The sequence below is a fragment of the Flavobacterium branchiicola genome, from assembly GCF_018383905.1.
GTDB classification, from domain to species: domain Bacteria; phylum Bacteroidota; class Bacteroidia; order Flavobacteriales; family Flavobacteriaceae; genus Flavobacterium; species Flavobacterium branchiicola.
Genome location: NZ_JAGYWA010000002.1, coordinates 704,856 through 723,671, shown reverse-complemented (window position 1 = coordinate 723,671; position 18,816 = coordinate 704,856). Strand labels below are relative to the sequence as shown.

At 34.0% G+C, this 18,816-nt stretch carries 17 protein-coding genes and 1 pseudogene; 14 read left to right on the top strand and 4 right to left on the bottom strand.

Features of this window, described 5'->3' with window-relative positions:
* Nucleotides 1-30 precede the first annotated feature (30 nt).
* From KHA98_RS06590 to KHA98_RS06570, 5 genes are all read left to right on the top strand, one after another.
* The gene (locus KHA98_RS06590; RefSeq protein ID WP_213256497.1) at nt 31-2,442 is read left to right on the top strand and encodes a sensor histidine kinase; all 2,412 of its coding nucleotides are present in this window, start codon (nt 31-33) and stop codon (nt 2,440-2,442) included.
* Between the two features lie 362 nt (nt 2,443-2,804).
* A complete protein-coding gene (gene fdhD / locus KHA98_RS06585) occupies nt 2,805-3,686 on the top strand; it encodes a formate dehydrogenase accessory sulfurtransferase FdhD (protein WP_213256495.1) in 882 nt (293 codons plus the stop codon).
* A gap of 6 nt (nt 3,687-3,692) precedes the next feature.
* A complete protein-coding gene (locus tag KHA98_RS06580) occupies nt 3,693-6,059 on the top strand; it encodes an FdhF/YdeP family oxidoreductase (RefSeq protein WP_213256493.1) in 2,367 nt (788 codons plus the stop codon).
* A gap of 497 nt (nt 6,060-6,556) precedes the next feature.
* A complete protein-coding gene (locus KHA98_RS06575; protein ID WP_213256491.1) occupies nt 6,557-6,943 on the top strand; it encodes a secretion protein in 387 nt (128 codons plus the stop codon).
* Nucleotides 6,944-7,051: 108 nt separating this feature from the next.
* Complete coding sequence (locus KHA98_RS06570; protein WP_213256489.1) at nt 7,052-7,561, top strand: hypothetical protein; 510 nt, start codon at nt 7,052-7,054, stop codon at nt 7,559-7,561.
* Nucleotides 7,562-7,629: 68 nt separating this feature from the next.
* Here KHA98_RS06570 and KHA98_RS06565 read toward each other — a convergent pair whose 3' ends face one another.
* Entirely contained in the window at nt 7,630-8,652 is a 1,023-nt protein-coding gene (locus KHA98_RS06565) for an META domain-containing protein (protein ID WP_213256487.1), read from the bottom strand.
* Nucleotides 8,653-8,878: 226 nt separating this feature from the next.
* On the opposite strand from KHA98_RS06565, the gene KHA98_RS06560 reads away from it, so the two are divergent.
* The 9 genes from KHA98_RS06560 to KHA98_RS06520 all read left to right on the top strand — a co-directional run bounded on the left by KHA98_RS06560 (nt 8,879) and on the right by KHA98_RS06520 (nt 15,692).
* Nucleotides 8,879-9,358: a hypothetical protein gene (locus KHA98_RS06560; protein ID WP_213256485.1), complete on the top strand. Its 480-nt coding sequence runs from the start codon at nt 8,879-8,881 to the stop codon at nt 9,356-9,358.
* Nucleotides 9,359-9,509: 151 nt separating this feature from the next.
* The gene (locus KHA98_RS06555) at nt 9,510-10,637 is read left to right on the top strand and encodes an NAD(P)/FAD-dependent oxidoreductase (protein WP_213256483.1); all 1,128 of its coding nucleotides are present in this window, start codon (nt 9,510-9,512) and stop codon (nt 10,635-10,637) included.
* Nucleotides 10,638-11,351, top strand: a complete 714-nt coding sequence (locus KHA98_RS06550; protein ID WP_213256481.1) for a methyltransferase domain-containing protein — start codon at nt 10,638-10,640, stop codon at nt 11,349-11,351.
* Nucleotides 11,348-12,400, top strand: a complete 1,053-nt coding sequence (locus tag KHA98_RS06545) for a type III polyketide synthase (protein WP_213256479.1) — start codon at nt 11,348-11,350, stop codon at nt 12,398-12,400. The genes KHA98_RS06550 and KHA98_RS06545 overlap by 4 nt, the downstream gene beginning before the upstream one ends.
* A 15-nt stretch (nt 12,401-12,415) precedes the next feature.
* On the top strand, nt 12,416-12,853 hold the full coding sequence (locus KHA98_RS06540) for a 3-hydroxyacyl-ACP dehydratase FabZ family protein (RefSeq protein WP_213256477.1): 438 nt from the start codon (nt 12,416-12,418) through the stop codon (nt 12,851-12,853).
* Complete coding sequence (locus KHA98_RS06535) at nt 12,850-14,118, top strand: beta-ketoacyl-[acyl-carrier-protein] synthase family protein (protein WP_213256475.1); 1,269 nt, start codon at nt 12,850-12,852, stop codon at nt 14,116-14,118. The genes KHA98_RS06540 and KHA98_RS06535 overlap by 4 nt, the downstream gene beginning before the upstream one ends.
* A gap of 1 nt (nt 14,119) precedes the next feature.
* A complete protein-coding gene (locus tag KHA98_RS06530) occupies nt 14,120-14,374 on the top strand; it encodes an acyl carrier protein (protein WP_213256473.1) in 255 nt (84 codons plus the stop codon).
* Nucleotides 14,371-14,871: a 4'-phosphopantetheinyl transferase family protein gene (locus tag KHA98_RS06525; protein WP_213256471.1), complete on the top strand. Its 501-nt coding sequence runs from the start codon at nt 14,371-14,373 to the stop codon at nt 14,869-14,871. Before KHA98_RS06530 ends, KHA98_RS06525 begins: the two co-directional genes overlap by 4 nt.
* 23 nt (nt 14,872-14,894) lie before the next feature.
* Nucleotides 14,895-15,692: a polysaccharide deacetylase family protein gene (locus KHA98_RS06520; protein ID WP_213256469.1), complete on the top strand. Its 798-nt coding sequence runs from the start codon at nt 14,895-14,897 to the stop codon at nt 15,690-15,692.
* A gap of 126 nt (nt 15,693-15,818) precedes the next feature.
* Here the strand turns inward: KHA98_RS06520 and KHA98_RS06515 are convergent, their stop codons facing one another.
* The 3 genes and pseudogenes from KHA98_RS06515 to KHA98_RS06505 form a co-directional block, all read right to left on the bottom strand.
* Nucleotides 15,819-16,577 carry a hypothetical protein gene (locus KHA98_RS06515; RefSeq protein ID WP_213256466.1) on the bottom strand — a complete coding sequence of 253 codons (759 nt, stop codon included), beginning with the start codon at nt 16,575-16,577 and terminating at the stop codon, nt 15,819-15,821.
* Nucleotides 16,578-16,613: 36 nt separating this feature from the next.
* Nucleotides 16,614-17,411: a hypothetical protein gene (locus KHA98_RS06510; protein WP_213256464.1), complete on the bottom strand. Its 798-nt coding sequence runs from the start codon at nt 17,409-17,411 to the stop codon at nt 16,614-16,616.
* 29 nt (nt 17,412-17,440) lie between these two features.
* Nucleotides 17,441-18,816, bottom strand: a pseudogene (locus tag KHA98_RS06505) (hypothetical protein); the annotation flags it as partial.

Sequence of the window (18,816 nt, the reverse complement as noted above, 5' to 3'; positions counted from 1 at the left end):
TAGCTTTACTACGCCAAACAAACCCTAAACATGAAAAAAGTACTATTATTAGTTCTACTTTACTTTTTTACTCTTCCCTTATTCAGTCAAAACCAAGCAGATAAACTAAAGCTGCAAAAAAACAGATTACTACTTTACAATGTTGGTATTTATCTTCACAGCGTTAATCAGGGATCAATAGATATAGACAGTGCCATGACTTTGGCGGCAAAAGCACAAAAACTTCCTTATACTTTAGTTAATGATGAAGGTTACAATGATGGGGCCTACTTTCCCGGAAATGATTTAATCAGCAACAACAATATTCAGAGAGCCATACTTTTATTACCAAAATTAAAAACTGTCGATCAAATAAAACTCAATTTACAACTGGGTAATTTTTACCTTTTTAAACCAGGCACGAAAGACGCTGATATTAAGAATGCGCTTTGGTATATTATTAAAGCTCAAAAGCTATCCGAAAAATTAAAAACTCCAAAGTGGATTTTTCAAACCCGACTTCTGCTTGCCAAATATTATTATCAGGCACAAAAACCACAGTTAAGCGCAACCATTTTTACTGAGCTCGTAAACTGGGCCAAAACAACAAAAGAAGATCATATTATAGCTGAAGCCATAGAGAATCAAGGCACTTTTATGCCCAATGATAAAAAAGAAAAGGCCGTTATTTTGTCTCAAGCCATGCATCTTTATAAAAAATTAGGCTATAAGGAAAAAGAAATCGAAACTTTGATGAAAATAATTCCGGTACATTTTTGGACCGGCAACATGAAATTGGCCAAAGAGGAACTTTTAACGAGCCTAAGACTTCAGAAAAAAATTGGTTTTCTATACACACAATATACCGAAACTGCTATTTCGTACATTGAGTTACTTCATAACAATTTAAAAAATTCACTTTATTATGGTTTAGAAAGTGTAAATTCTATGGAAAAAACAAAGGATTACGCTTTCGCAGACAGCTTTTATATTCGATTAGGAAATGTTTACAATCAAACCGGATATTTTGAAGATGCACTTAAATTCTATCAAAAAGGAATTGCATATAATCAAAGAGAGCTTAATACAGGAACCTGGTATAAAAGTTTTTTTGGTGCTGTAAGATCGATCATGAATAGAAATAAATATTCTGAAGCTTTGCATTATCTGGAAACAAACTCAAAAAAATACCCTCCTAAAAATAACTTAGACTATATGATTCTTTATCAGTTAAAGGCTTGTTGTTATGATCAATTAGGACGATTAAAAGAAACGGAAACCAGTTATGAAAAAATGGACTATTTTGCCAGAAAACTAAATACTCCCGAAAGTGTCAAAGATATCGCAAGCTGTTATTCTCTTGCAGCATTATTCTACACTAAAATTAATAAACCTGAAAAAGCAAGAGCCATAACAGATAGAATACTTGCTATTACAAACAAACATACAGAGGGTTTTACCAGACATCTTTTAGAGCTTTCCCTTTTTAAAATAGATTCGCTTAACGGTAATTATCTTTCTGCAATTAAACATTTTGAAACCTATACCAAAATTCAGGATTCTATGGATAATGTCATTAAGAATGGGGAATTTGAAAATTTAAAATTCAAGTTTGAAACGGCCAATAAAGAACAGAACATCAAATCTTTAAAACAAAAAACAAAGCAACAGGAAAACAAACTAAATACCTCAAGACTTTTAAACATAATTTCGGTCAGCAGTTTATTTTTATTGTTAATTATCATTGTGTTATTGTTCAACAGAGCAAAAATAAAACAGCGCAATACAAGAAGACTGGAACTAAAAGAGAAAGAAATTAATCTTAAAAATATCAAGCTTGAACGTTTAGTTGAGGAAAAAGAATGGCTTTTAAAAGAAATTCATCATCGGGTAAAAAATAATCTCCAGACTGTAATTAGTTTACTTAATTCACAATCTGCTTATCTTAAAGATGATCTGGCTATTTCTACGATTAAGAATAGTCAAAATCGTATTTATTCCATGTCCTTAATTCACCAGAAATTATATCGGGAAAATGCTTTATCAACCGTTAATATGCCCAATTATTGCCTTGAATTAATCGACTACCTGAAAGAATCTTTTAGTATTGAAGAACAAATTCATTTTGAACTAAAAATCGATCCGGTTGAATTGGATATTTCGCAAGCCATCGCGCTTGGGCTAATCATGAACGAAGTGGTGACCAATTCTATAAAATATGCTTTTACGGATAAAACAAACTGCATTATCGATATTTCATTAATTGAAACTTCAGAAAACAATTACGAACTGATTATTGCTGATAACGGAAGCGGTATCGCCAATATATCAAAACTTAAAAATAGCAATTCGTTCGGGATGACCTTGATTCAGGGATTAAGCAATACTCTTGAAGGACATTTATCAATAGAAAATAAAAATGGTATTACATTAAAACTGAACTTCACTAAAGTACTGGCGTAATATATTGGTAAAAGTATTTCTGTAAACATATTAAATTGTGCTTGAAGAAAATGTGTTTTTTATTTACAACTTAATAGTAATGCATTAAATAAAAGACCACTTTTTCAAGCAATTTTTTATTAATTTTAACCCGTTGGGTGTAATTATATTTAAAATGCTCCTTTGAATAAAATAGCACGCGGATAAAACGGATTTACTTCGTAAAAACGCGGACAAAAACGGATTTTTTTTTAAATTCTTTATACAAATCCGTTTTTGTCCGCGTTTTCGTGATAACGAATCTGTCTAATCCGCGTCAAAATTTATAATATTTTAATTTCATCCAACAGGTTAATTTTACTTACCAATTTTAATTCGCTTTTATGGAAATAAATAATTCGGAATTAGTTTCCATTAAAGAAGTACCAATCAGAAAAATTACTGGTTGTACAAGTTTATCGCTTTTTGACACGCTTTCTATTGAAGAACCTTTGGAAATCAAAATTCAATACGGGTCAAAAGAGCAAAGAATTCAAAAAAATATTTCTGTCACCATGCGAACTCCCGGTAATGATCCGGAACTTGCAATAGGATTTCTATTTACAGAAGGGATAATTTCATCTTATGATGTTGTAAAAAACGTATCTCACTTAGCAATAGAATGTACATTAAAAAAGAAAAACAGTATTCTGGTCGAACTTATAGAAGACTTTGTTCCGCATTTAATGCAGGCAGATCGTAATTTCTATACCACTTCCAGTTGTGGCGTCTGCGGAAAAGGTTCTATAGAAGCCATAAAAACAGTGAGTCTGTTTAAATCTCTTGCCAGACAAAACTTAAATATTTCATCAGATATATTATATCAGTTACCTCAAAAATTAAAAAGTGCTCAAAGCAATTTTGATGCAACAGGCGGTATTCACGCAGCTGGTCTTTTTTCTGTTGAGGGAGATCTTAAACTTTTGCAGGAAGATGTTGGAAGGCACAACGCCCTGGATAAATTAATTGGTGAAGCATTACGCACACACTTATTGCCATTAAATCATCATATTTTACTTCTAAGCGGAAGAGCGAGTTTTGAGTTAATTCAGAAAGCTGCTATGGCAGGAATAGCTGTTGTGGTAGCCATTGGTGCTCCATCTACCCTTGCGCTGGAATTAGCCATAGAACTCAACATTACCCTTTTGGGATTTCTAAAAGAAGACCGATTTAATATCTATCATTCCTGCGATGAAGTATCGATACTAACCACTCATCAAAACTAAAAAGCGATGAAAGAGGACCAAAACAAAAATAATATCGGGCAAGAAAATAATATTCCCGATGCCGAAAATCCATACCAACTTTTAGACTTAAAAGTAACAAAAGTAAAAAACTGGGCTGCGGGTGTTCCCGGAGTTGTAGCCGCTTTTAGTGATCTTATCGAAGAGAAAACAATTGTACGCGGAACAAAGGCCTTGTTTAAAATGAATCAGAAAGATGGTTTTGACTGCCCGAGCTGTGCATGGCCCGATCCTGACGATGAACGATCTGTACTTGGCGAATATTGTGAAAATGGGGTTAAAGCTTTAGCCGAAGAAGCAACTACGAAAAAAGTAACTACTGATTTTTTTAAAGAAAATTCCGTTTATGAACTTTCAAAATTAGATGATTATCAGATTGGAAAATTTGGAAGATTGACCAGCCCAATGTATCTGCCTAAAAACGGTACACATTATGAACCCATTAGTTGGGATAATGCTTTCCTGAAAATAGCACAACATCTTAATGCTTTGGATTCTCCGGATGAGGCAGCATTTTATACCTCCGGAAGAACCAGTAATGAAGCTTCTTTTCTTTATCAGCTTTTTGCAAAAGAATACGGAACCAACAATATGCCAGATTGCTCCAATATGTGTCATGAAACATCAGGATCGGCACTAAGAACTACAATTGGAATTGGAAAAGGTACCGTAACACTCGATGATTTTTATGATACCGATGTAATCGTAATTATTGGTCAAAACCCGGGAACTAATGCTCCAAGAATGTTGAGCGCTTTATCAAAAGGTAAAAAAAACGGAGCCAAAATTATTGCCATCAATCCCTTGCCCGAAGCGGGTTTAATGGGATTTAGAAATCCGCAGGAAATTAGTGGTGTTCTTCGCAGCGGCATTAAATTGGCAGATCTTTATCTGCCTGTAAAAATAAATGGTGATATGGCTTTGCTTAAAGCTATTGAAATCCTGCTAATTGAATTTGAAAAGAAGAATCCGGGTAAAGTCTTTGATTATGATTTTATAAAAGAAAAAACTACTGGTTACGATGCTTTTCTTCAGCAATTTGACCAATATAATCTTGATGATCTTGCACAGCTTTCTGGAGTTTCTAAAGAAGCACTTTATGAAGCTGCCGAAATTATCGCCTTCAAAAAACGAATTATCGTTTGTTGGGGAATGGGACTTACACAACAGCCCAATGGTGTTGAAATGATCAGGGAAATACTGAATATATTGCTGCTGAAAGGAAGTATTGGCAAACCAGGCGCCGGCGTATGCCCTGTTCGCGGTCATAGTAATGTTCAGGGAAACAGAACTATGCTTATTGATGAAAAACCTACCGATGAACAACTCGATCGTTTGCAGGCTTATTTTGGCTTTAATCCTCCGCGTAAGCGTGGTTATGACGTTGTTAGGGCAATAAAAGCAATGCACGACGAAAAGGTAAAATTATTATTCTCAATGGGAGGTAATTTCTTATCGGCAACACCAGATACCAATTATACGGCTAATGCCTTAAGAAAACTTAATCTAACGGTTTCTGTTTCGACCAAATTAAACCGAACGCATCTTATTCACGGACAGGAATCTCTCATATTACCAACATTATCCCGAAGTGATATTGACGTGATAAATGGCGAAACACAGTTTATTACCACCGAAAACTCTATGGGTGTTGTACAATCTTCAAAAGGTATACTTACGCCAGTATCTGATGATCTTATTAATGAAATGCAAATTGTCTGTAAAATGGCTGTGGCAACTTTAGGAAGTAAATCGGTTATTGACTGGGAGCGCTATCACAACAGCTACGATGATGTGCGTGATGCTATTGAAAATTGCATTCCCGGTTTTGAAAATTATAACATAAGAGCGCGCGAAAAAGGAGGTTTTTATCTGCCAAATGCCGCAAGAGAAGGAAAGTTTATCACTAAAGCTTTTGGTGATCGCGTCCCTTTTACCTTAACGGTAATACCGGATAACAAACTGGATTCTGATGAATATATGATGGCGACCACCCGAACACATGACCAGTTTAATACCACAATTTATGGTCTTGATGATCGCTATCGCGGTGTAAAAAACGAACGCAGGGTAATCTTTATGAATCCAAAAGACATTGAACTTGCGGGTTTTAAAGCGGGTGACAAAGTTGATTTATTCAATTATGATGATACTATTGAAAGAATTGCTCCCTTATTTGTCATTGTTTCTTATGAAATTCCGGAAAAAAATACTGTGACGTACTTTCCTGAAACCAACGTTTTGGTTTCTGTAAATAATGTGGTTAAAGACAGTAATATGCCGGCTTCAAAATATGTGAAAATCAAGATCAAAAAACACGATCCTAAAATTTACGAAAGAATCAATAAATTATAATGAAAAGTATCTCTTATTAGAATCTCCTTTTAAAGAGACAAAACTTCACATAATCGGTTAAAATTTCTTGCTTTGGTTTTCTGCTCTGTTTTTATGTAGGAAACCAAAGCATTGTATATTCTCGAATAGTACATCTTAATTTCTCTGCTTAATCTTAACATAGTTTTTAAGCGTTACCGCAAATTCATTGCTTTAAATTGATAAAAGAAAACGAATAGTTTCACTTATTAATCTACTTTTTGCTTGATTTTTTGCTTCACTCAATAATTTTCCGATCAATTCCCCAACCCTCCACTAAAGCACTGATAATCAATTATTTTTTTATTAACCCCAAAGAAATATAACAAAAACAGGTTTTTATGCATATTTTTTAACAAAAACAGTAAATAATCTACAATTCAGCATTTTACGTATTAAAAAAAAGTCTTTTCTTACATATAATTTAATTTCTTTCGTAATTTTGCACCTCCAAAAACTGAATACCAAACAATTAACAAATGACAAATTTTACTAAAGCAGGTCTTGTTATTACCTTGCTATTAACAACAATTTTTACCCAAGCCAGCCACCGAAAAGGAGATTACATCCTGAACATTGCAACCGGAAATGGCAAAATAGTTAGCTTTACTCTTGAGACTACCGAAAAATCTTCCTTCTCTATTTTCGATGAAAAACACAATTTAGTTTACAGCGGAGAATCAGCAACAAACAATTTAGAAGTTTCTAAAACAATAAGTTTAGAAAATTACGCAGCAGGAACTTATTTCCTGGAAGTTACTCAAAATGGTAAGATTGAAAAACACGAAATTAAAGTTACATCACAGAAATCTAAAACTACAAAATTAGATCAGAGTGTAAATCAAAATCCTGCATTACGTCGATAATTCACCTTTTTTGTCCCAACAAAAAAAATAAAAAACAGCTCTGCTATAAGCTGTTTTTTATTCATTTCTATGTAAAAAATTTCATATCAATACACTAAAGCCAAGTATATGATAATAGAAGATTGGCAGGATTTAGTCGCCGTCTACGAAAAAGAAAATGATTGGAAAGCGTTATTTCGTTACTTAAATATTATTGAAAACAAACTTAATGAGGCAGATCGATTAAACCTCTGTGTCAGAATAATGTTCTTAACTGTATATTCACTTTTAAAGAAAAGTCATTCTCAGGAAGAAGAAATCTATGGCAAGAATAAATTAAGTGTACTCTTTAATACCTATTTTGCAGAATTTAAAGACGATTATGATTTTTTATTCTGCATGGCAGTCATAACAGAGCTTAATCCCTCTGCATTTAATGTTGATTTTATTGATTCTGATCAATTTTTAGATGATTCCATAACAATGTCAAATGGTATAAAATTGTATTTAAACTGGTTTCTTGTCACTAAAAAAAGTATTTATCTCGATCGTGATTATTTAAATTCTGAGTTTATAAAATCATGGGAAAAAGAAAAAGGAAAACTGGGAGAATATGTCGTAGAATTCCTGAAAAAATAATGCACTTTTTTATAAAACAACAAAGCCTGACGGATTCGTCAGGCTTTGTTGTTTTATATAGTATAAGGTTACTTTGTAACTCCAAACATCATTACTAATCTATCACCAAGATAAAAATTCAGGGTTTGGTCTGCCACATCAAAACGCAAATCTTTATTGTCTAAATAAGATAATATTTTTTGCTCCGTTTTATTTGCTTCGTCGCCAATACATGCCATTAAAGTAGATCTCATACCATTGAAAGTAATTTGATCGCCAGTGGTTGAATAGCTTCCTGAGAAATTATTACAACCGGAGTTTCCACTCACTACTTTTTCAGCAACATTAAATTTAATAGACGCTTTACCATAATCCTGCCCTACGTTTTCAAGCATAATTAATTTCCAGTTATTTTTTCCAATAAAACTCCAAAGGTCGTTTTGAGTTGGAATAGAAAACTCCATAATTACTTTATTTTTTAAAGTTTTAAATTGTACTTTATTATTTTTCTTTACAATTTTAAACGTTTTTTCTTTTATTGCTTTGCTAAACTCAGCTTCCAATTTCATACTCTCGTCATTACAAGCCATTAAAGTTCCAAAAGGAGTACCGGTTTTAATCTGATTTTTTGCAGCAAGTTTCGTGTACTTTACATTAAAGTTATTACAACCATTTTTACCACTTATTGAGCCAGTTTCATTGTTTATTGTTATAAAAGCACCTCCATTAGTTATCTTTTTCCCGTTTAACTGAGTTAAGATCATTTTGGTGTTATAAATTCCTTGTTCTTTTGTTACTGGTGTTTTTGAAATAATACTTTTCAGTTTGTATTCATATGCAGAAACATCGGCAGGAAGAGTACCTTGTCTTTTTGTTTTAACAACCATAATTTCATACTTGTTTCCTGCTTCAAAATTAAAGCCTTCAATGTGGTCGTAAAAAAGCTGCCAATCTTTATCCTTGCCATACTTTACTTGCAGACATTCCATGGGAGCGACTCCCTGGCAAGGCACTTTACTTTCTTTCACAAACATTTTTAAATTTTCCTGACCGTACGTCAATGTTGATATTAACACCACCACAAAAACATACATACTTTTAAATCTTTTCATTCTTTTAATTTTTAGAATACCCTCTTGTATTCTGATTATTCAATGTTTTGTTTGCTTGCATTAATTGTGCCATTTCAAAAATGAAACTGTTTTTAACTTTTATTTATAGCACATAAAATTATAAGAAAGATACGATTTAAATTTTGTAAATTCCCTATTATATTGTGTAACAAAAACTTCCGGTAAATGATTTACATTTGAATCAATTTTAAAAAAATATACTGTCATGAAAAGCATTTATATATTTTTAGTAGTTATTTTCTTTATTTCCTGTCAGCAAAAAGAAACTAAAAATGTTCCTGTTTCTGTTGCAGATTCAATTACCGTGAATAAAAACACGGGGAACCTGAAAGAAAATAAAGAAGAAAACAGACAAAAAGACGACACCATTTTTATGAATTATAAAGATGATAAAGGTGTTTTTATAGCCGAAGGAATAATAGATTCTATTCATTCAAAAATATATCTCAAATTTAAAAATGAAGATTTAGGCCAATTAAACGCTACCATTATTCCAGCAACAGGCAAAGGAAACATCCGCTTTAATCAGATTATTTTTCCTGATAATACTGCAGACGGACCTTTTGGAACAGATTTAAAGATCCAACTTACACAGAAAGGAAATTATATTTTAGTAATTGGCCCTTCACTAATGGCGGACAGTCCGTATTGGGGAAAATTTAATGTGCAGCTTGATGTTAAATAAGTAAATCAATAATTAACGCTTCAAATTTTAAAACAAGAATTTCTCACCACCAAAAACAAAATGTATTTCTTTATATAATTTCCAACATTTTAATGAAATATTAATGAAATTATGTAAAAGATATTTAAGATTTTATGACTAAATTGGTAGTATGAGAACAGATCCGGATATCATTATTATTGGAGGAGGTCTTGCCGGTCTGGCCAGTGCTTTGCATTTATCCAAAAATGGATTGAAAGTCACTCTAATTGAAAAAACAGCTTATCCCAAACACAAAGTCTGTGGTGAATACATCTCAAACGAAATTTTGCCTTATCTGCAATGGCTTGGTGCAGATGTTTTAAAACTCCATCCTTCCATTATAACCAATTTTGAATTTACGGCACAAAATGGCAAAACGGCCCGAACAGAACTTCCGTTAGGTGGTTTTGGAATCAGTCGTTATGCTTTGGATAATTTTCTTTTTGAAACCGCGGTACAAAATGGCTGTACAGTTATTACCGAATTAGTTACTCAGGTTATTTTTGAAAACGAAATCTTTACTATTACAACAACAGAACGTACTTTATCTGCAAAAATAGTTTTGGGTGCTTTCGGAAAAAGATCCAACATCGATCAATCTTTATCGCGTAGTTTTATTTCGAAGAAATCGCCGTGGTTAGCTGTTAAAGGACATTATACCGGAGATTTTGATGCTAAACTTGTTGCTTTATATAATTTCAGAGGTGGATATTGTGGCGTTTCAACTGTAGAAAAAGGCATTTTAAACATTTGTTATTTGGCAGATTATGAAACTTTTAAAAAGTATAAAAATATAGACGAGTATCAAAAATCGGTTCTTTATAAAAATAAAAAGCTAAAGTCAATTTTTGAAAACAGCACTCCTCTATTTGAAAAACCACTTACGATTAGCCAGATATCATTTGATAAAAAACTTCCTGTAGAAAATCATATTCTCATGATTGGCGATACTGCTGGTTTAATACATCCAATGTGTGGTAATGGAATGGCGATGGCAATACATAGTGCAAAGATTGCAGCAGAACTTGTACTCGATTTTTATAATGGTAAAATTACATCACGAAGCTTATTAGAAGAAAAATACAGCACAGCATGGAAAAAGCATTTCAGCAAAAGATTACTTTTTGGCAGACTTCTTTCTAAAGCTTTTACCTATAAAACTTTTTCAAATGTAATGACTTCCGTAACTGCTTTAATGCCCTTTTTTCTATCATCAATAATCAGGCAGACTCATGGAAGCCCTGTAACAACCAACTAAATGAGTTTAAGCACCAAATACAGAACAGAAGAAACCGAAATAATGGATGATTTCTCGCTTGAAGGAGCGGAATTAATCGACGCATTAAATCAAATCGCCCGAATTAATCAGCTATTAGGAGGAAATAAACTGATCGTACACGGATTAAAACAACTCTTAATAGAAACAAATTCCAACGAGCCCATTATAATCGCTGATATTGGCTGTGGTAATGGAGATATGTTGCGAATGCTTGCTCAATATGGTAAAAAACGAGGACTGAATTTTAAACTCATTGGAATAGATGCCAATGCTTTTACCATCAACTATGCCAAATCATTATCTAAAGAATATCCGAATGTAGAATATTACTGTATGGATATTTTTAGTACTGATTTCAAGGATCTAAAATATGACATTGCTTTATGTACGCTTACGTTACATCATTTTAGCAATAAACAAATAGAAGATATTTTGGTTTTATTACATCACAATGCAGCAACTGGAGTTATCGTAAATGATTTACATCGCAGTAAACTAGCTTATCGTCTATTTGAAATGATCTGTGTTATTTTTAACCTCAACAATATGTCTCGAGAAGATGGATTAGTTTCTATTCTAAGAGGCTTCAAAAAAAAGGAATTGGAAAGTTTCTCCAAAAAACTGAATTTACAAAACTATACCATAAACTGGAAATGGGCTTTTCGTTACCAGTGGATAATTAAAAAAATATGAGTGTAAAGATTATAACAGCCGTAAAACAGCTTCCGAAATATTCCCGAACTACCCAGGACATTCTTCCTTTTGTTGATGTATGGCTTGATGGTCAGGAGGATCGCTTTATCAAAAAAGTAAAAAAAATATTTGAAGGTGCTGCCGTAGATAAACGATATTCTATAATGGAACCTTCAGAAGTTTTTACTGCTACTTCATTTGAAGAAAAAAATGATATTTACAGCAGAGAAATGATTGTTCTTGGCGCTCAGGTTCTCGAAAAAGCACTTGAAAAGACAGGTTGGGATCCGCAGAGTCTGGATTATATTATAACGGTAAGTTGTACCGGTATTATGATTCCGTCTCTGGATGCTTTTCTTATCAACAAAATGAAACTGCGTCAGGATATTGTACGTCTTCCGGTGACTGAAATGGGATGTGCGGCTGGTATTTCCGGAATTATATATGCCAAAAATTTTCTAAAATCAAATCCCGGCAAACGTGCTGCCGTTATAGCTGTAGAATCGCCAACGGCAACATTTCAGCTTAATGATTTTTCAATGCCCAATATTGTCAGTGCCGCTATTTTTGGCGATGGAGCCGCGTGTTGTCTTTTATCTTCTCACGAACAAGATAATGGCCCGGAAATTCTGGACGAACAAATGTATCATTTTTATGATGCTGAACATATGATGGGTTTTAAACTCACCAATAAAGGTTTGCAAATGGTGCTTGATATTGAAGTTCCTGATACTATTTCTTCGCATTTTGGTGCTATTATACATCCGTTTTTAAAACAAAATAATCTTGAAATTAAAGATATAGATCACATGATATTTCATCCCGGCGGAAAAAAAATTGTCACAACGGTTGAATCTCTTTTCTCCGGTCTTGAAAAAAATATCGACGATACAAAAGAAGTGCTGAGACAATACGGAAATATGTCGAGTGCCACCGTTATATACGTTCTGGAGCGCATCATGGATCGCAATCCTAAAAAAGGAGAAAAAGGTTTAATGCTAAGTTTTGGTCCCGGATTTTCGGCACAACGTGTTTTATTGCAATGGTAATTATTTATAAAAATCATGAAATTAACTGATATTATAGCGCAACTCCCCTACAGCGAACCTTTTCTGTTTGTAGATGAACTTTTACATGCAGATGAAAACGGGATTACAGGAACTTATACTTTTAAGAAAGAACTTGACTTTTATAAGGGGCATTTTAAAAATAATCCTGTTACGCCGGGCGTTATACTTACTGAGACTATGGCTCAGATTGGTTTGGTGTGTCTGGGAATATTTTTATTGGATAATGATCTCAAAAAAGATACTGTAGTTGCCTTTACTTCTGCCGATATGGAGTTTTTAAAACCTGTATATCCGGATGAAAAAGTATCGGTAAGTTCAGAGAAAATATACTTTCGTTTTGGCAAACTTAAATGTAAGGCCGTGATGAAAAATGAAGCGGGACAAGAAGTTTGCAGAGGAATACTTGCCGGAATGATAACGCATAAATTATGAAAAAAAGAATCGTAATAACAGGTCTGGGAATCGCTGCGCCAAATGGTGTTGGAATTCCTGCATTTACTGATGCCATCAAAAATGGAATTTCAGGTATACGTCACGATCCACAATTAGAAGAATTGCAATTCTCTTGTCAGATTGCGGGTCAGCCACAGATTTCAGAGGAATTAAAATCTCGTTATTTTACCGAACTTGAACTTCGCGGATTTAACAGCACGGGTATTTTATATGGCGTAATTGCAGGTATGGAAGCCTGGGAAAATGCAGGACTGTCTGCCAATGAAAGTCCGGATTGGGAAAGCGGGGTTATTTTTGGAGCCGGAACATCGGGCATTGATAAATTTCGCGAAAGCATTTATAAAATTGATGAAATGCAAACCCGAAAACTTGGAAGTACTGTTGTTGCCCAAACCATGAACAGCGGCGTAAGCGCTTATCTGGGAGGAAAACTCGGACTCGGAAATCAGGTTACGACAAATTCATCTGCCTGTACTACCGGTACAGAAGCAATCCTTATGGCTTACGATCGTATACAATCCGGACAGGCAAAACGCGTTCTGGCAGGAAGTACATCTGATAGTGGACCTTATATTTGGGCAGGGTTTGATGCGCTGCGCGTATGTTCTTCTAAATTTAACGAAAAGCCGGAAGAAGGTTCAAGACCAATGAGTGCAACTGCTGCTGGTTTTGTACCTGGCAGTGGCGCCGGAGCTTTGGTTATTGAAGAATTGGAAAGTGCATTAGAAAGAGGTGCTACAATTTATGCAGAAATACTAGGTGGAAACGTTAATTCCGGAGGACAACGTGACGGAGGAAGTATGACCGCTCCAAACAGTACGGCTGTTCAAAAATGCATTAGAAGTGCGATTGAAAATGCCGGAATCTCCCCTTTAGAAATTGATGCCATCAATGGCCATCTTACCGCAACGACAAAAGACAGTCTGGAAATTGAAAACTGGACGAAAGCTTTGGAACGTAATGGTACAAATTTCCCCTATATTAATTCCTTAAAAAGCTTAACCGGACACTGTTTAAGTGCTTCTGGAAGTGTAGAAAGTGTTGCTTCTGTGCTAGAGATCTATGAAGGCTTTTTGTTTGGAAATATAAATTGCCTGGATCTGCATCCTGAAATTTCGGCATTGATTGATCCTTCAAAAGTACTTTTAGAAACAATTTATACTAATCCGAAAATAATAGCCAAAGCAAGTTTCGGTTTTGGCGATGTAAATGCATGCATAATCTTTAAAAAATTTGAAAATTAATATGGACAGAAAAGAACTTACCGAAAAATTGAAAGTTATTATTAAGCCTTATGCTGCAAATACAGAAGCATACGACAATCTAACTGAAGAAACTGATTTTATTAAAGATCTCAATATCAATTCTGCCAATCTGGTTGATATTGTACTTGATCTTGAGGAAAACTTTGATATTGTAATTGATAATACTGATATGGAGCGTATGCTGGATGTTAAAACTGCACTTGAAATCATTGAAACAAAACTTGCCGAAAAATGATTGGTAATGATGTTATAGATCTCGCACAATCCCGCATCGAAAGCAGATGGCAAAGAAAAGGTTTTCTTGAAAAAATTTTTACGCCAGATGAACAACAGCTTGTCAAAATTCATCAAGATCAGGAGATTATGGTCTGGCTGTTGTGGAGCATGAAGGAAGCGGCGTATAAAATCTATAACAGGCAAACCAAAATTAGGGAATACAGTCCACAAAAACTGTCCTGTACTATAAACTCAGTGCATGAAAATGAGGCATCGGGACAAGTTATATGTAATGAAAACATTTACTATACCAAAACTGTAATTAGTTCTGAAAGTATTCATACTATCGCAGTATGTTTATTTAAAGATATTAATAGTATAATTGAGGTGAAAGAGGAAGGTATTGTAAAAGACAAATACGGAATTCCTTACTTAAAAACCTCATCTTCAAATACTTTAAAAAACATTTCGATTAGCCGACACGGGCGTTTTGAAAAATTAGTAATCATTAATTAAATTAATAAAACATTCCTTTTTAAATGAAGTATTTATCAGTGAAAAAAATTGCGGCAATAATCATTGTTTTGGCCGTCACCATTATTTTAGCCTTTAAAATTTATCCTGAAGAAAAAAAAGCTGCGGCAAAGCCAATTAAAAAATCGTATCCCCCAGGTGTTCTGTTTACTTTTGATGACGATTATATAGACGATTGGTACAATGCCGAAAAACTATTACGCCCTATAGGCTGGAAAGCAACATTTTTTGTTTGTTGGTACGGAAGTCTGACCAAAGAGCAAAAATCAAAACTGCATTATTTACAAAATCAAGGACATGATATTGCAGGTCATGGTTTTAATCATCTTAATGCTTTAAAATATTCAAAGGAATTTGGAATAGAAAAATATATTAATGATGATATTTTACCTCTAAAAGCTGCCATGAAAAAAGATGGTTTTGATATACATTCTTTTGCTTATCCCGACGGAGCACGTGATGCCGAACTGGATAATGAACTGCTTAAACATTTTGATATTATTAGAGGAACAACTTATGAAGAGATTGTACCGGAATCGCAATATTGTTATTATGAAGGCAACAGAGTGGTTTACGGACTCGGAATAGATGATGACTACAAACAATTTAATATTCCGTATTATAAAAGCCTGATGGATTATGCTAAAGCTCACGACAAAATAGTGATTTTTTACGGGCACAAAACAGTTTCTAATGCTGATGAAAAATTAGAAACTCCCCTATCTGCATTAGAAGATCTTTGTAAATATGCCAAAAACAAAGGGCTTAAATTTTATACTATTGATGATCTTGCTAAGCTCTAATTTCTTTTAAAAATAAAACAATAAAAAATCCCGTAGAAACTCTTCTACGGGATTATTATTTTTTGATTCTATTGATATAAACTATTGTTTTAAATGCGACTTCATTAATACAAAAGTCCGACTCATTTATCTTATTTTTTTACCGTTATAAACATACATATTAAAAGTTCCTGAAACAGATTTTCGGACTGTAATCACTCCGGCAGAATACTGAAATATTAAATCTGCTCCTGAAATATAATTAAAAGTTAAGGTGTTTGTACCAAGACCTGAGAGACTTGCACCTGTAGTAGCCCCATTTCCGGAGAAACTCCAGTCACCCACCTTAAATCCATTTTTTACACTAAAGGATATTGATCCGTAAAGTATTGAAGTATTACTATTTCCAAACGCATAATTGGTATGAAATTCAAAGAGTACTATTGTGCTGGAAGATACTCCCGTAAAAATTGTTCTGGAAGCACCAGAAGCAAAATAAAAATCACTGTTTAAAGCATAACTGTTTTCAAACAGAACCGGCGTATATTGCTTCATCATAATACCGTCTTCATCAATCATAACAGGAACCAAAGTATTATTATCTACATTGTTTGCTGAATTAGAGCCTCCAATATTTATTACTTTTATCGGAGGAACAGTTGTAGTACCTCTTAGTTCAACTCTGGCTGTTGGTGCAGTTGTACCCACACCTACATTACCCTCTGCTGAGGCGATAACATCATTAGCTTGCTGCGCAGCAGAAGGGACTCCGGCAGCAGGATTATCTTTTGCTCCGTCTATATGTAATACCCCTTGCGGGTTTTTAGTATTAATTCCGGTACCTGTCTGTGCATAAGACGACAAACTAACTGTCATCAATATCAATAGCATGATTTTTTGTTTCATAATTCTAAGTGTTTAATTCAACAGCAACAAATTCGTTTACCTTATCTTTCTTCCATTAAAAACGTAAACTACCAAATTAGCTCCAGTTCCTGCTTTTCTTGCAGAAATAACTCCTGTACTACTAGTAGGAGTACCGGTTAATGTAAATACTAAATCTGAACCTGTATCAGAATCAAAAGTAAGTGTGTTTGTCCCTGCTCCTGTTACAGTAACCCCAGATGTAGTCGCATCGCCTGTAAAGTTCCAGTCACTATTCACCTGAAATCCATTTTTAACCGTGTAGGTTATTTTACCATATACAGCTGAAGTATCATTGTCACCAAGAGCAAAATTGGTCATAAATTCAAAAACAATAATTGTACCTGTGTGTATGGTATTAAAAATGGTTGCACCTGCAGCAAATTCCCCATCTACAGAATAACCTCCTGATTGTTGAATTGGAGAAAACTGCCCTATCATAACTCCTGCATTATCAATAACAACAGGAATCAAGGCTCTTTTGTTTCCAACGGTTGCTGTGTTGGAAACCTGCATGTTTACTGCTTTTATTGGCGGAATTGCTGCTGTACCTACTACTTCTAATTTTGCCGCAGGTGCAATTGTTCCCACTCCCAAATTTCCCTGAGCCGTTACTGCAACATCATTGGCCTGCTGGGCTGCTGTTGGAGCTCCGCTTAGCGGATTGTCTTTTGCTCCGTCTACATGTAATATAGTGTGAGGATTCAGTGTATTGATTCCTGTTTGTGCATAAGATGACAGAGAAATTAAAATCAGTCCTAATATAATGGTATATCTTTTCATATTTTCTAAGTATATCGTTACTAATAGATTCATAAATAATCTAATTGTAATCCTTTATTTATTTACTTTAACTCTAATAAATTCTGGCTATCAGAAACATCCATTTTGTCCATCATTCTTTCTAATCTTTCCAAACGATCGCTCATGTTTTTTGAAGTTTCCTTCAATTCATTTATCTCTTTATCTTTAGCGATAATCGTGTTGTTTTGCTCAATAATGTGTAAATAAATCTCTTCGGTTTTCTCCAATAACTGAATTGAAAGCTCTGTTAAATTAAATGAATAACCTGCTTTAGTTTTAGTCAGTTTATTTATTGGCGTAATACCCGGAAGGTGTTTGTTAGTTTTGATGAAATCTTCAACTTCACTTAACCCTTTAAATTTATAATCTGCCTTGATATCTGAATATCCTTTAAAATAATCTTCGAAAACGTAATCGGCATAAAAGTTATTTACTGTTGTTATAACTCCGTTTACTCTTAATTTTTCATTTGCTGCTCCTGAAGGAGAAGTAAATCCAATTCCAACCCATCCGTTTGTATACATATCCTCTGTATTAGAGATTGCTCCTTTTCCAGATGTTACACCAAACCAAGGTTCTTTAGACAATTCTGCAATATCAACAATCTGTGTTGCACCTGTATTGTCTTTATAACTAAACTCTTTTTTTGTAGCATTGTAGGTTACATTACCTTCTACATTGTTAATAAATGTGTTTAGAATTGATGTTACATCCGGATCGTTAACAATGTTTTCAAAGTGCGTTATAACCTCTCCAACAACATCAATTGTGTAAACACCACTTTCTGCATTATAGGTATAAGTACCGTCAGCATTTTTTACGATATCCGTTTTTGTCTCCGCGGCTTTTACAAGATTAGTAATATCTACAACTTGTTGAATTCCCGCTGCATCTGTATATTTAAATTGTTTTGCAGTTGCATCATAAATAACATTTCCTTCTGCTTTTGAAATAAAGGTGTTCAGGATTGTTTGAACGCTTGAATTATCTACAATAGTCTGGAAGTTATTTGCAACATCCCCTAAAACATCGATTGTAAATACGGCATTACCTTCGGCATTATAAGTATAAGTACCGTCGTTATTGTTTACTAAAGTTGTTTTTGTTTCTCCATTTTTTACTAAATCGCTGATGTCTACAACCTGTTTGTTTCCGCTTGCATCTACATACGTAAATTGATTGTTTACTGTATCATAAGTAACATTTCCTTCTGCTTTTGAAATAAAGGTATTCAGGATTGTCTGAACACTTGAATTATCTACAATAGTCTGGAAGTTATTTGCAACATCTCCTAAAACATCGATTGTAAATACTGCATTACCTTCGGCATTATAAGTATATGTACCGTCGCTGTTGCTTACTAAAGTTGTTTTTGTTTCACCATTTTTTACTAAATCGCTGATGTCTACAACCTGTT

Bases quoted from the DNA above. Each gene is read 5' to 3' on its own strand.
- KHA98_RS06550 (WP_213256481.1), top strand. From the start codon at position 10,638: ATGAGTTTAAGCACCAAATACAGAACAGAAGAAACCGAAATAATGGAT.
- KHA98_RS06590 (WP_213256497.1), top strand. From the start codon at position 31: ATGAAAAAAGTACTATTATTAGTTCTACTTTACTTTTTTACTCTTCCC.
- KHA98_RS06560 (WP_213256485.1), top strand. From the start codon at position 8,879: ATGAAAAGCATTTATATATTTTTAGTAGTTATTTTCTTTATTTCCTGT.
- KHA98_RS06565 (WP_213256487.1), bottom strand. From the start codon at position 8,652: ATGAAAAGATTTAAAAGTATGTATGTTTTTGTGGTGGTGTTAATATCA.
- KHA98_RS06570 (WP_213256489.1), top strand. From the start codon at position 7,052: ATGATAATAGAAGATTGGCAGGATTTAGTCGCCGTCTACGAAAAAGAA.
- KHA98_RS06515 (WP_213256466.1), bottom strand. From the start codon at position 16,577: ATGAAACAAAAAATCATGCTATTGATATTGATGACAGTTAGTTTGTCG.
- KHA98_RS06555 (WP_213256483.1), top strand. From the start codon at position 9,510: ATGAGAACAGATCCGGATATCATTATTATTGGAGGAGGTCTTGCCGGT.
- KHA98_RS06575 (WP_213256491.1), top strand. From the start codon at position 6,557: ATGACAAATTTTACTAAAGCAGGTCTTGTTATTACCTTGCTATTAACA.
- KHA98_RS06530 (WP_213256473.1), top strand. From the start codon at position 14,120: ATGGACAGAAAAGAACTTACCGAAAAATTGAAAGTTATTATTAAGCCT.
- KHA98_RS06525 (WP_213256471.1), top strand. From the start codon at position 14,371: ATGATTGGTAATGATGTTATAGATCTCGCACAATCCCGCATCGAAAGC.
- KHA98_RS06580 (WP_213256493.1), top strand. From the start codon at position 3,693: ATGAAAGAGGACCAAAACAAAAATAATATCGGGCAAGAAAATAATATT.
- KHA98_RS06545 (WP_213256479.1), top strand. From the start codon at position 11,348: ATGAGTGTAAAGATTATAACAGCCGTAAAACAGCTTCCGAAATATTCC.
- KHA98_RS06520 (WP_213256469.1), top strand. From the start codon at position 14,895: ATGAAGTATTTATCAGTGAAAAAAATTGCGGCAATAATCATTGTTTTG.
- KHA98_RS06510 (WP_213256464.1), bottom strand. From the start codon at position 17,411: ATGAATCTATTAGTAACGATATACTTAGAAAATATGAAAAGATATACC.
- KHA98_RS06540 (WP_213256477.1), top strand. From the start codon at position 12,416: ATGAAATTAACTGATATTATAGCGCAACTCCCCTACAGCGAACCTTTT.
- KHA98_RS06535 (WP_213256475.1), top strand. From the start codon at position 12,850: ATGAAAAAAAGAATCGTAATAACAGGTCTGGGAATCGCTGCGCCAAAT.
- fdhD (WP_213256495.1), top strand. From the start codon at position 2,805: ATGGAAATAAATAATTCGGAATTAGTTTCCATTAAAGAAGTACCAATC.